General features: G+C 39.5%; 15 protein-coding genes. 8 read left to right on the top strand and 7 right to left on the bottom strand.

The window, feature by feature from the left end; genetic code table 11:
- Positions 1-72: 72 nt before the first annotated feature.
- The 3 genes from dinB to B2906_RS15310 are packed head-to-tail and all read right to left on the bottom strand — an operon-like array spanning position 73 to position 3,177.
- Complete coding sequence (dinB, locus tag B2906_RS15320; protein WP_286941231.1) at positions 73-1,173, bottom strand: DNA polymerase IV; 1,101 nt, start codon at positions 1,171-1,173, stop codon at positions 73-75.
- The gene (locus B2906_RS15315) at positions 1,163-2,398 is read right to left on the bottom strand and encodes an anthranilate synthase component I family protein (RefSeq protein ID WP_219959330.1); all 1,236 of its coding nucleotides are present in this window, start codon (positions 2,396-2,398) and stop codon (positions 1,163-1,165) included. The genes dinB and B2906_RS15315 overlap by 11 nt, the downstream gene beginning before the upstream one ends.
- A 56-nt stretch (positions 2,399-2,454) precedes the next feature.
- On the bottom strand, positions 2,455-3,177 hold the full coding sequence (locus B2906_RS15310) for a YceI family protein (protein ID WP_219959329.1): 723 nt from the start codon (positions 3,175-3,177) through the stop codon (positions 2,455-2,457).
- 125 nt (positions 3,178-3,302) lie between these two features.
- On the opposite strand from B2906_RS15310, the gene B2906_RS15305 reads away from it, so the two are divergent.
- From B2906_RS15305 to B2906_RS15275, 7 genes are all read left to right on the top strand, one after another.
- The gene (locus tag B2906_RS15305) at positions 3,303-3,824 is read left to right on the top strand and encodes a gamma carbonic anhydrase family protein (RefSeq protein WP_219959328.1); all 522 of its coding nucleotides are present in this window, start codon (positions 3,303-3,305) and stop codon (positions 3,822-3,824) included.
- A gap of 81 nt (positions 3,825-3,905) precedes the next feature.
- Positions 3,906-4,427 (top strand): hypothetical protein, encoded by a 522-nt coding sequence (locus tag B2906_RS15300; RefSeq protein ID WP_219959327.1) that lies wholly within the window; start codon positions 3,906-3,908, stop codon positions 4,425-4,427.
- Positions 4,428-4,532: 105 nt separating this feature from the next.
- The gene (locus tag B2906_RS15295; protein WP_219959326.1) at positions 4,533-5,246 is read left to right on the top strand and encodes an esterase family protein; all 714 of its coding nucleotides are present in this window, start codon (positions 4,533-4,535) and stop codon (positions 5,244-5,246) included.
- Between the two features lie 19 nt (positions 5,247-5,265).
- Positions 5,266-6,222, top strand: a complete 957-nt coding sequence (locus B2906_RS15290) for an ATP-grasp domain-containing protein (RefSeq protein WP_091655190.1) — start codon at positions 5,266-5,268, stop codon at positions 6,220-6,222.
- 18 nt (positions 6,223-6,240) lie between these two features.
- Complete coding sequence (locus B2906_RS15285; protein WP_219959325.1) at positions 6,241-7,359, top strand: carboxylate-amine ligase; 1,119 nt, start codon at positions 6,241-6,243, stop codon at positions 7,357-7,359.
- Between the two features lie 42 nt (positions 7,360-7,401).
- Positions 7,402-8,232: a type 1 glutamine amidotransferase gene (locus B2906_RS15280; protein WP_255590670.1), complete on the top strand. Its 831-nt coding sequence runs from the start codon at positions 7,402-7,404 to the stop codon at positions 8,230-8,232.
- Between the two features lie 4 nt (positions 8,233-8,236).
- The gene (locus B2906_RS15275) at positions 8,237-9,427 is read left to right on the top strand and encodes a hypothetical protein (RefSeq protein WP_219959324.1); all 1,191 of its coding nucleotides are present in this window, start codon (positions 8,237-8,239) and stop codon (positions 9,425-9,427) included.
- A 116-nt stretch (positions 9,428-9,543) separates the two neighbouring features.
- On the opposite strand, the gene pyrE is transcribed toward B2906_RS15275, so the two are convergent.
- Positions 9,544-10,188 carry an orotate phosphoribosyltransferase gene (gene pyrE / locus B2906_RS15270; protein ID WP_091655192.1) on the bottom strand — a complete coding sequence of 215 codons (645 nt, stop codon included), beginning with the start codon at positions 10,186-10,188 and terminating at the stop codon, positions 9,544-9,546.
- 96 nt (positions 10,189-10,284) lie between these two features.
- On the opposite strand from pyrE, the gene B2906_RS15265 reads away from it, so the two are divergent.
- Positions 10,285-10,962, top strand: coding sequence for an NUDIX hydrolase (locus B2906_RS15265; RefSeq protein WP_286941179.1), 678 nt, complete (start codon positions 10,285-10,287; stop codon positions 10,960-10,962).
- Here the strand turns inward: B2906_RS15265 and coaD are convergent.
- The 3 genes from coaD to B2906_RS15250 are packed head-to-tail and all read right to left on the bottom strand — an operon-like array spanning position 10,959 to position 12,830.
- A complete protein-coding gene (gene coaD / locus B2906_RS15260; RefSeq protein WP_091655194.1) occupies positions 10,959-11,414 on the bottom strand; it encodes a pantetheine-phosphate adenylyltransferase in 456 nt (151 codons plus the stop codon). The genes B2906_RS15265 and coaD overlap by 4 nt on opposite strands.
- 2 nt (positions 11,415-11,416) lie before the next feature.
- Entirely contained in the window at positions 11,417-12,235 is an 819-nt protein-coding gene (locus B2906_RS15255; protein WP_219959322.1) for a DUF3822 family protein, read from the bottom strand.
- A gap of 13 nt (positions 12,236-12,248) precedes the next feature.
- Positions 12,249-12,830, bottom strand: coding sequence for a hypothetical protein (locus B2906_RS15250; protein ID WP_219959321.1), 582 nt, complete (start codon positions 12,828-12,830; stop codon positions 12,249-12,251).
- Between the last annotated feature and the right edge of the window lies 1 nt (position 12,831).

The following is a 12,831-nucleotide window of genomic DNA, read 5'->3' as shown; positions in this document are numbered from 1 at the left end:
TCTTAAGGGATGCGAAATTAACAAAAAGCGGACAAAATGGCAGATTTCTTAACGATATTTATTAATAAGTGTTTATTCAAATGGAATCCTCAATTGCTCTCCAAAATGAGTCTGTTCTTCTGTAATGTTGAGGTTGGAAACTCCCAAGCCCAGTAAGCGCACCGCTTTGGGGATTTCTTCCTGGTAAAGTAATTCCTTTGCTATCTCCCAAATCAGTTCTTTTTCAGGATATTGTTCCAAGGTTTTACTTCGAGTTTGCTGGGTAAAATCAGAATATTTCAGTTTCAAAGTAATCGTTCTGCCTTTGACTCCGGACTTCTCCAGCCTTCGTATGACTTCTTCAAAAATTGGAAAAAGTTGTTCTTCCATTTCCTGAACCGTAATCAAATCCCTGTCAAATGTATTTTCTGCGCTTAGAGATTTTCTTGTTCTATGAGGTTGAACTTCGGAGAGATGGATTCCTCTCACAATGTTATAATAGTGTAAGCCTGATTTTCCGAATTTTTTGGTTAAAAACTGAAGGGAAAAGTCCTTAAGATCTTTGCCGTTATGAATCCCGAGTTTTTGCATCTTTTCGGTGGTGACCTTTCCAATTCCGAAAAACTTCCCAATCGGTAACTTTTCTAAAAATTCTTCAGCATCTTCTGGAAGGATGACCGCTTGTCCATTTGGCTTATTGAGATCGGAGGCAATTTTCGCCAGAAATTTATTGTAAGAAACCCCAGCGGAGGCATTCAAGCCGGTTGCCTCTTTGATTTTTGCCCGGATTTGCCTAGCTATTAGAATGGCGGACTTGATGTCTTTTTTATTTTCTGTGACATCCAGAAAGGCTTCGTCCAAGGAAAGGGGTTCTACCAAATCTGTGTATTCGTAGAAAATCTCACGAATTTGATATGAAATCTCGCGGTATCTATCAAACCTGGCTTTGGCAAAGATGAGATGAGGGCACTTTCTTGATGCCAATACGGAAGACATGGCCGAGTGAATTCCATATTTTCTAGCCTCGTAGCTGGCAGCAGCCACTACGCCACGCGCGGCATTTCCACCAACTACCAGCGGTTTGCCTCTCCATTCCGGATGATCCAACTGCTCCACTGAAGCATAAAAGGCATCCATATCCACATGGATGATTTTTCTGATTTTTGTTTGCTCTATGCTGTTTTCAAGATCCACGTAATACCTCTAAAAGCGCGCTGGCCTTGAGCAGACACTCCTCGTATTCCTGCTCTGCTTCCGCATCAATGGTGATGGCGCTACCTACTGCAAAATACAGTTTCTTAGTTTCTAAATCAGTAACTATACTCCGGATAATGACTGAAAAATCGAAATCTCCGTTTTCCTGAATTATTCCCAAAGCGCCGGAAAACCAGCCTCTTTGGAAGTTTTCAAATTTTTCGATCAGCTCCATGGTGCTGATTTTTGGTGCACCAGTCATACTTCCCATGGGGAAGGTCGCCTGAAGAATCTCCTTCAGGCCTATTTTTGGTAAAAGATTCGATTGAACAGTACTGATCATCTGATGAACTTTCGGAAATGAGTATACACCAAATAGTTCAGGTACATGAACAGATCCAATCTGAGAGACTTTGGATAGATCATTGCGCATCAAATCGGTGATCATCAGATTTTCTGCTCTTTCTTTTTCACTTTGAAGCAGGATTCTTTTGTTAGCTTCATCTTCCTCTTTATTCTTTCCTCGTTTGGAAGTTCCTTTGATGGGCTGGGCAATCAATCTGGATGCTTCTTTTTTCAAGAATCGCTCAGGAGATGCCGAGATTAGGTACTTTTCCTTGGACTTAAAAAGGCCTGAGAATGGCATAGGTGAAAGCTGCATGAGTTTGAAAAAACTGATAATTGGGTCAAGTTTTTCGAAAGAAGCTTGGTATGCTATGCAGTAATTCATCTCATAGGTATTTCCTTCTATGATTTCATTTTGAATTGCTTCAAAAGCGCGGATGTACTCCTCTTTCGAAGTCAAAGCTTGAATCTCTGTAGGGGTAGAGTCAATTTTAGGGTTTGACCCTTCCATTGATTTTTCAGGTAGAGCTTGGTTAGAATAGATTTTGTCTCCGTCCCAGGTGATTCTGAGTTCAGCTTTGAAAAAAGTTAGATCAGGAACTTTGACTAAAATAGGATTCTTGCTGCTGAGTTTTTCCAGCTGATTTTTGTAATCGTAAGAAATGATTCCTGCTGCAGGGTAATTTGAATCTTCCCATAAAGAATCATCCTCTAAAGCAGTATTACCTGCCAGAATTTGATCCGGAAAAGTGCCCTCGGGATAGTCATGCCCGTTTCCGAACGTAAGACAATAAAAAGCATAATTCTGGTCAATCCATTTGATCAGCTTTTCAATGACTTGATCCGATTGGATGGGATATTCAAAAAGGTCGTTTTTCACAGATACAAAAAAAAGAGGAATTCGTTCGAATTCCTCTTTTTAAGATTAATTTCTGATTAGTTAGCTTTTACGTCCAACTGCAAAGAAACAGTGTTATAAATAAACTGATCTTTTGCTTTGTCTACTGCATTGGCTTCGTCACCATAGGATAATCCCCAAGCTGTTCTGTCAATGTTGAATCCAGCTTTTGCCATTACCGCACCATTTTCAATAGTTACAGCAGCAGGGAATTTGATGTTTTTGGTAGTTCCTCTCATGGTCAAATTACCGCTAATCCAATGAGTTGGGTTTTCTGGAGAAAGCTCAGAAGCTGCCTTAGGAGTGTTGTCAGTCTCGAATTGCTCCTGATCTGCTACCATGTCGCCAGCGGCAAATGGTTCTACGCCTGTGATTTCAAATGTTGCTGTTGGATAGTTTGCAGCATCAAAGAAATCTGCGGATTGCAAGTGTCCCCAAAGTTTTCCGTAATCTTCTGAGCCATCTTCCAAATCTTCGATTTTCAATCCTTTGATGTCAAAAGTGAAAGATCCACCTGTGATTTCTGAACCTTGAACAGTCAAAGTACCAGTTGTAGCAGGAATTTTACCGAAATGCTGGCCTGCAGGCTTGTAACCTCTCCAAGCGATAGAAGTAGAGGCAGGATCCAAAGATAGGGTAGAACCTTCACCTTCAGCTACTTCCTGAGCATCGGTAGTTTCTACTGTGTCACCTGGTTTGCTACAAGCGAATGTAATCATTGCAGCGGCTAAGAATAGTCCGGTTTGTTTGATAAACTTCATAATGGTTTGATTTAGTTTCTTTATTTGATGTATATACACGGAAACTCAAAATTGGTTAAAAAGTTCACGGAGTTCAAAAAAAATTATCAATTTTTGTTTTTGAGTCAAACAAAAGCCCGAAAGTGATGAAAGCATTGATTATGGAAGTGAACGGTAAATCTCCACAAATGGGGAAAGAATGTTGGTTGGCACCTAATGCCACCTTGGTAGGAGATGTGATCATGGGAGATAATTGCACAGTATGGTTTAATGCCGTCATTCGTGGAGATGTTCATGAGATCAGAATTGGAAATGATACCAATATTCAGGATGGAGCAGTAATTCACTGTACCTATAAAAAAGCTGGTACATATATAGGTAATCGGGTTTCCATTGCCCATAATGCCATTGTTCATGGATGTACAATTCATGATGATGTTTTGATTGGAATGGGGGCTGTGGTGATGGATGGAGCTATTGTGCATTCTGGAGCCGTGATTGCTGCTGGAGCAATCGTATTAGCCAATACGGTTGTTGAGGCCAACAGTATTTATGCGGGCATGCCAGCCAAAAAGGTAAAAGATACCGGACCTGAAATGTTGGAAGTTATTGAGCGTACTGCCAAAAATTATCCCATGTACTCCAAATGGTTTTCAAAAAATGAGTGAGTTAACCGGATTTTTTTGATTTGGATCATTTTTAAAAGCGGCTGATTTTCTTACTTTTAACAAACTTTTAAACTACTTTTTATGACTAAGTTATTGGATTTTGTAGGCAAGAAAAACCACTTAATAATTTTGTTTGCCTTGGTAATTCTCTTCAACGTTCTCCTGTCTTTTTTTATGCCAAAAGATCAGGCTCTTGACCTAAAGTTCGCTTATACTTTCGGAGAGGCCTACCAATCGATTGAAACCATGGATCTGGAAACCAGGCAAATTTACCGTCTTGGAGTTTGGACGCTGGATTTTCCTTACATGATTTTGTATTCTCTGGCGTTCTATGGTCTACTGTTTAAAATCTGGGGAAATAGGGGATTCATCAAGCTTCCTTTTCTGATTGCATTAATGGATTTGGGCGAAAACCTTTTGGTAATAAAGATTTTAAATTCTTTTCCTGATGTGAATAAAAGTATGGCGATTTTGGCCTCTGTTTTTACGACTTCGAAATGGATTTTAGTGGGTGTACTAATGCTTTTTATCTTGGGAGGCCTTTTTAAAATTCTACATTCTAAAGCCCTTTCCAAAGAGGAGAGGGAGGAAGTCAAGGCATAATTCATTCTTTCAATACTCTTTCTCTGAGGTTCTTTGCTTTTGGGGAAATTTTTGAATAGTTTTTACCAATAGACCTATCAACTCATCAGGTCTATTTGATTATTTATGAAAGAAGAATATATAAAGTGGTATTCGCCAAACCTTCACAGGGATGTGCAAATGCTGGTTTTTGGTCATGCAGGATATCCTGTTGTAGTTTTTCCAACTTCCAAAGGCTCGTTTCACGAAAATAAGGACATGGGTTTGATCGGCTCAGCTCATTGGTATTTGGAGCAGGGTTTGATTCAGATTTACTGTCCTGAGAGTAATGATGCTCAGTCTTTTTATAATAAAAATATACACCCTCACGATAGAATTCAGAATCATATAGCTTATGATAAAATGATTTGTCATGAAATCGTGGAAAGGATCAGACTGAATACCTCAGTAGCAAAAGTGGTCATGGCGGGATGTAGTTTTGGAGGATATCATGCTGCCAATTTCGCTTTTCGGCATCCCGGCTATGTGAGCCATATGTTCAGTATGTCTGGGGCATTCAATATCCGGGATTTTATGGACGGATATCATCATGATGATATTTATTACAATAGTCCTCTAGAATACCTACCCGGCTTGATGGATGGGGAGCTCTGGAATATGGACATAGTTTTAGGCACTTCCAATTGGGATATCTGCTTTGATGCTAATCTCAAGCTTAATGAATGCCTGAAAAACAAGAATTTGAATCATTGGCTGGATGTGAGGCAAGAGCGTCATCACGACTGGCCTTTGTGGAAAGAAATGTTTCCCCATTATCTCAGTAGAATAAAATTTAATTAACCCTTTGGTATAAATAGCAATGAAAAAAATCGGAATACTTTTCGGAATGGAAGATACTTTTCCTCATGCTTTTGTGGAGAGAGTCAATCAAAAGGCAGAAAAAGGCATAGTCGCTGAAGCTGTCAAAATTGATAAGGTAGTACAAAATCAACTGACTGATTACGCTGTCATTATAGATAGAATATCTCAGGACGTACCCTTTTACAGAGCATATTTGAAAAATGCTGCTTTGACCGGCACCGCAGTGATCAATAATCCTTTTTGGTGGAGTGCAGACGATAAATTCTTTAATAATTGCCTAGCAGATCAGTTGGGAGTTCCATTGCCGAAAACTGTTTTATTACCGTCAGCTGAACACCCAACAGACACTACCAGTAAGTCATTTAGAAATCTGGCAGCTCCTCTGGACTGGGATTCCATGTTCAATTACATAGGCTTTCCGGCTTACATGAAACCTTACGCAGGTGGAGGCTGGAAAAATGTTTATAGATTGGAAAACAAAGAAGAGTTTTTTCAAAAGCATCCTGAGACCGGGCAATTGGTGATGTTGCTGCAGGAAGAAATTGTGTTTGATGAATACTTCAGAGTCTATTGTTTGGGAGGAAAGGCTGTTCGAATCATGCAGTATGAACCCCGAAATCCTCATCATCTTCGCTATGTAATTGATGGGCCTCCTGCCTCCAAAAAGCTATTGGCAAAAGTGAAGGAATATACCCTAGCTCTATGTAAAGGATTGGGATACGATTTTAATACCGTGGAATTTGCTGTTCGGGACGGAATCCCTTATGCTATTGATTTCGGTAACCCTGCACCAGATGCAGATATCAATTCGGTTGGTCAGGAAAACTTTGACTGGGTAGTGGAAGAGGCTGCGAAAATGGCGATCAGCTACGCCAAAGCCCAAAAGCCGGGGAAGATGAATCTTACTTGGGGAACTTTCATGAGAAATTCTGTAGAAGCAGCCAAGCGCTTCTAAAACTCAAACCAAAAGCCTATGTGCGCTTCAATCAAAAAGCTTCCCCCCTTTACCTTGGGCGTGGAAGAAGAGTATCAAATCATAGATCCCAAAACCAGAGATCTCAGGTCCCATATGTCCAAAATTGTGGATGGAGGGAAGATAGTGCTTAGGGAACAGGTGAAGGCTGAGATGCATCAATCTGTGGTCGAGGTTGGAACCAATATCTGTAAAAACGTAGGAGAGGCCAGAAAGGAAGTTTCTTATTTGAGGAATAAAATCTCCGAATTGGCAGCAAAACAAGACTTGGTAGTAGGTGCCGCGAGTACACATCCATTTGCTAAGTGGCAAGATCAGGAGATTACTGATGATCCGCGCTACCATAATATTGTGAATGAGCTGAAGGATATTGCCAGGTCCAACTTAATCTTTGGACTTCATGTGCATGTGGGAATAGAAAATAGAGAAGTAGCCCTTCAATTGATGAATCAGGCTTGCTATTTTTTGCCCCATATTTACGCATTGACTACAAATTCACCCTTTTGGGAAGGAAGAAATACGGGATTCAAAGCTTTTAGAGCCAAGGTTTTCGCTAAGTTCCCGAGAACCGGATTACCGGAATACTTTGATTCGGTACAGTCTTATGACAACTTTCTGGAAATCCTCGTCAAAACCAATTGCATAGATAATCCCAAGAAAATCTGGTGGGATTTGCGCATGCATCCATTTTTCAGCACAATAGAATTCCGTATTTGTGACATGTGCCTTACGGTTGATGAGACAATTTGCATCGTAGCCATTATTCAAGCGGTAGTGGCTAAGCTTTACAAGCTTTTGATGAGCAATACCAGCTTTAATATTTACCGAATTGCACTGATTAGAGAAAACAAATTCAGGGCTGCCCGAAATGGAATAGAGGGACAGTTGATTGATTTTGGCAAGAAGACCGAGGTGCCTACTACCGAACTGATCATGGAATTGCTTGATTTTATTGATGATGTGGTAGATGAGTTGGGAAGCAGAAACGAAATCGAATATGTGCATACCATTTTGAAAAATGGAACAGGCGCTGATCAGCAATTGGCTGTTTTTGAAAAGACCAATGATTTAAAGCAAGTAGTCGATTATATCACGGGCAAGTTTAACCAAGGGATCTAATCATTTGCGTACCTTTGTAGCTGGAATTTAAATGAATTAAAGGTGGGTAAGCGAAAGTTGCAATTGGCTATTTTGGATATGTATGATGGGGAACCCAATCAGGGAATGCGCTGTATCCGAGAAATCGTGGAGCGCTTTTCCAAGGAAGTTACCTATAAGATATTTGATGTAAGAGGAAAGGCTGAGATTCCTGAAATCAGGGATTTCGACCTGTTTATTTCCACGGGAGGTCCAGGGAATCCACTGGAAGGAAATGGCTATTGGGACTTGAAATACTATGATTTTTTGGACCAGGTTTGGATTTGGAATCAAAACCATAGTAAAAAGAAATACCTACTGTTGATTTGCCACTCTTTCCAGATGGCCTGCAAGCACTTTGGTTTGGGGGAGATTACGATGAGAAAGTCTACCTCTTTTGGTGTAATGACTATTCATAAAACTGCCGATGGGATCAAAGATCCATTGTTCCAGAATCTTCCCAATCCTTTTTGGGCTGTGGACAGCCGGGATTTTCAGGTTGTTCAGCCGAAAATGAGAAAATTCAAACTTTTGGGTTCTCAAGTGATCGCTTTGGAGAAAATCCGAAATCACGTAGAGTATGAGCGAGCCTTGATGGCTATTCGATTTTCTGAGGAAATTGTGGGAACTCAATTTCACCCGGAAGCAGATCCAGTTTCCTTTTTAAACCATCTAAAAAAACCTGATGTAAGGGAGAAAATAATTGCATTAAAAGGTAAGGGTAAGTTTAGAAGCATGTTGGAGGATTTGGTTGACGAAGAGAAAATCTACAAAACCAATGAAACATTGATTCCGAATTTCCTTGCTAATTCAATTCGAAAATTGACCAATCGCTCCGTGGAAGTGATGATATAATAATATGATAGAAAAATTCAGGCGTTTATTTAATCAGCATTTTTCAGAGGAATCTTACGCTGAATTTTTAAATTCCATTGACAGGGATTTTGATCATAGGCCGACTTTTAGAATCGCGGAAACTCCTTTTTTTATCCCAGAGGAGTTTCAAAAGCAATTGATTGAAGCGAGTCAGGAGGTTATTCGATTCATCAAAAGGCCTGATTTCAAGCAATTGACCCAAAAAGCGATTGACCTGAATGTTTCTGTGCCCAATGAGGATGCACATACCCAGTTTTTGGCCATTGACTTTGGTGTCTGCATGGAGGATGGGAAATTGACTCCCAAACTGATTGAAGTACAGGGTTTCCCTTCTGTATTTAATTTTCAATATAACCTGAATCAAAAATTTCAAAGGACCTATCCATTCCTTTCCGAATTGACACCCTATTTCCCTGGAGTAGATTCTGAAAAGTATTTAGAAATTCTCAAAAAAGTGGTCCTCGGGGTACATAAGCCGGAAGAAGTAATTTTATTGGAAATCGAACCTGAAAAGCAGAATACTAAAATTGATTTTTATTACTGCAAAAAGGATTTGGAAGTACCATTTGTTTGCGTTACTCAAATTAGAAAAGAGGGAAAGAAATTATTTTATACAGACGACAAGGGGAAAGAAATTCAGATAAAGAGAATCTACAATCGGGTAATCTTTGACGAACTCAATGCCAGACCTGATTTAAAGATGCAATTCAGCTTTGAAGAGGAATTGGATGTGGAGTGGGCAGGACACCCTAATTGGTATACAAGAATCTCAAAATTCATTTTACCATATCTGAGTGGGCCGTACTTTATTGAGACCACCTTGCTAAGTGAGTTAAAGGAAATTCCTGAGGACTTGGAAAATTACGTATTAAAGCCTCTTTTTTCTTTTTCTGGAGCCGGAGTAATATTCAATGTGAGGAAGGAGGATATTGAAAAAGTGAAGCAGAAGGATTTGTATATTCTTCAAAAGAAAGTGCAATATGAACCCGTAATTCAATCTCCAACAGGAGGAGTAAAAGTAGAAGTAAGAGTCTTGGCGCTTTGGCCAGAAAATGATGAATCTCCAACTTTAGTGGGGAATTTGTCCAGGTTAAGTAGGGGAGAAATGATAGGAGTGAAGTTTAACAAAGACAAAGATTGGGTAGGAGGTTCAATTGGATTTTTCGAAAAGTAAATGCCTGTCTTTGTGTTTTTGAATCCTAAAAGGTTTGAAAGTCCCTAAAAAAGAAAGTCAAAGCCTGAGAAGACTTTGACTTTTTCATTAGAGAATAAAGTGTCCCATATTGGTGCTTAAGGGGTCCAGTTAGCAGGATCTTTTCTCCAAGTTTCAAGGGATTTTAAAACCTCATCACTGATATACTTCTTTTCTACAGCTCTAGGTAACATGGCTTCATAATTTGACAATACCACCAATTTGATCCCTGCTTCCTCGAAATTATCATCCGCAACAGAGAATCCATAGCTAAATATTGCTACCATCCCCATTACTTCAAATCCGGCATTTTTCAAATCCTGTACCGCTTTCAAGGAACTTCCCCCTGTAGATACCAAATCCTCAACGACCACTACTTTTTGTCCCGGTGTTACTTTTCCCTCTATCATGTTTTCCATTCCATGTCCTTTAGGTTTGGAACGCACATAGATAAATGGAAGCTTCAGATCATTGGCAATCAGTGCTCCTTGTGGAATACCTGCAGTAGCAACTCCCGCAATGGCTTCTGCTTCCGGATAAAAATGTTGGATACTTTTCACCAGGTTTTCCTTTATCAAATCTCTGACAGCGGGGAAAGAAAGTGAAAGTCTATTGTCACAATAGATGGGGGATTTCCATCCTGAGGCCCAGGTAAAGGGCTTTTCGGGTTGAAGTCGGATAGCTTGGATTTGCAAGAGTTGGTCTGCTACTTCAGCAGCAATTGAAGAGTCTAAAATTTCCATGCTTCAAAAATAAGTGAATATGATGGTTTCGGGTTGTGGTAAGTGATTTTTTTATGCATTTTTGGCGCTTACCCAATCAACAGTACTGATTCTTCCATGAGAATTTTTGTAAATGATAAACCAATGGATTTGATCGGTTTCGAAGATCTGAATCCTAAGAAGAAGTTTGATGCAATTTTTTCGGATTCTGAAGAACTTCCGCCTGCAAGTCAGTGGCAGGAAGACATCCTTTTTCAGGAGCCCTCACATGATTTGATTATCAAAATCCTCTATCAACTTCGTACCCGTAAACTCAAAGATCTGGACTCTGTCACTTTGGTAAGCAGGAATAAGGATGAGTTGAAAAAATCTGTCAAGAGTAGATTTTCCATAATCAAAGCAGCAGGGGGTATAGTGACCAAAAAGAATCAGATTCTACTCATTTTTAGACTAGGTAAATGGGATTTTCCGAAGGGGAAATTTGAAAAGGGCGAAACCCCTAAAGAATGTGCTGTCAGAGAGGTGGAAGAGGAATGCGCCATTCATGTTAAGGCTGGAAAACCTATTTGTAATACTTGGCATACCTATACTCAAAACCGAAAGAGTATTTTAAAGAAAACCTATTGGTTTGCGATGGAGTGCGTATCTGATACTGAGATGAAGCCTCAAAAAGAAGAGGGTATTGATGACATTCGCTGGTTTCCGGAAGCAGAGACAAAAACAGCTTTAATCAATTCATATCCTTCAATGAGATGGCTTTTCAAGCATTTTCTCAAAGAGCACTTTAAGCATTAAATAGAGTAGGGTAGAAACTCGCTCACATCGCCACCATATCTATGTACCTCACGAATGACAGTAGAGGAGATTGCTGCGAATTGAGGGGTGGTGATTAAAAAAACGGTTTCCAGATCTTCGTTGAGGTAGCGATTCATCTGAGAAATGGTATTTTCATATTCAAAGTCTGTAGTATTTCTCAGACCTCTTATTAAAAAGTTTGCTCCGTGTTTTTTGGCTAAAGTAGAGGTCAGTTCATTGTAAACAATCACTTTCACATTAGGCATATCTACATAAACAGATTCAATTTTTTCCACCATCAGATCAATATCGAAGTATCGATTTTTTTTGGTTGAATTGTAACCGATCCCGATAATAACCTCATCAAAAATATCCAGGCTGCGGATGACAATGTCATGATGCCCTTTGGTGTAAGGATCAAAAGAACCGGGGAAGATTGCTACTTTGCTCATAATTAAAGGTATTGCCAAGAGACCTCAAATAGCCCCAGATCTTTTAAATGTTTGAATCCATGGGAATAATTTTGGTTTGCATGAGGAACCAGAATTCTGAAGTTTTGAAAATATTGTTTCCCCCAGTTTTCGGTGATTTCGCTTTTTGCAGGGATTCCAAAAACACTGATTCTCACATGATTTCTGTCGTAATGCAGTTGCTCTATCAGGATTAGAACATATTTTAAAATATCCTCCTTAGACTGAATCTCAAACAAGTTGAATGTACTAAGCTCCTGATCAGTAAATGCCGCCACATACATTTGCTTCCCAAATACATTGACGATTATTTCCTGCCCGATCAGGTTGAATCTTTCCTTGAAAAGGTAAGAAAGGAATGAACAGGATCCATGATAGAAACTGAGATCTGAAAATCTGGCTTCCAGATGCTTCTTCATTTTTTCATCTACATAGGAAAGCACTTGCAAATTATTGCTATCCAATGGAGTGTTGAAGTAAAAGGCGTTATCCGGAACTTCCTTGGAAAAACTTAAGAATTGAGCTTCATTTCCTGAGGAGTATAATACTCCGGGAACCAAGCTGAATCCTGGGTGGTGAATGAATAATCTGGCCGGCACATCCAATCGTAGCAATGGATCAGTTAGGATTAATTGATCCAAGCTTTTAATGTCCAACTTTGGGTAATAGTGAATTCCCGTGTTGGATTGATTTTGATCTTTTGCGAAGATGACCAAAAAGTCGGGATACAAAAAAAGTGATAAACTTGCTGTATCCTCTACATCAAACTTATCACTTTTGAATACTTTGAGAGTATTTTCCAAAATTAGGAGGGGATTATTTCCAGTTACCTTCAGTAGAAGCGTCAGTTCTGGATCCTACTCTTAATGCTTTTTCGTTGTTGTTTAATCTTCTCTCAGGATTAATCGGAGCAGGGTCTCTGATTTCAAATACGTTGATTTGATAGTTGTTTCTTTCGATTTTATCTGCAAAGAACTCAAATGTCTTACCACCAGAACCAGGAACAACAGCCAGAGCCTCTAGGTTGAAGTCAGGATATTTTCTTTCGTTGAACAAAGAGTCCATCACATTTACCGAACCTAAGGTATCGAAAGTCACAGTAGTTTCTTCCTTACCGTAATCCAATAATTTGGTAGTTTCAGTTCTTTGTACCAACCAGATTTCACCGTTTTGGATGAAGTTTTTCAAATCATTCCAGTTGTCAGCATACTTACCGTTAGATGCTTGGTAAGCCAACTGTGCATCGCGAAGCATTTGTAGTTTTTCGATGATTGCACTTTCGATAAGAGCGATTCTTTTCTCTTCTTCTACGACATCATCTACGCCTTTATAGAGGAGATAGCCAAGAGCAATTGCTACTGCGAAGAAAACAAAGGATAATACTTTGGTTAAATTCATT

It is taken from the genome of Algoriphagus sp. UBA3586, assembly GCF_002376385.1.
GTDB lineage: Bacteria > Bacteroidota > Bacteroidia > Cytophagales > Cyclobacteriaceae > Algoriphagus > Algoriphagus ornithinivorans.
This window is presented reverse-complemented; position numbering and strand designations above follow the sequence as displayed.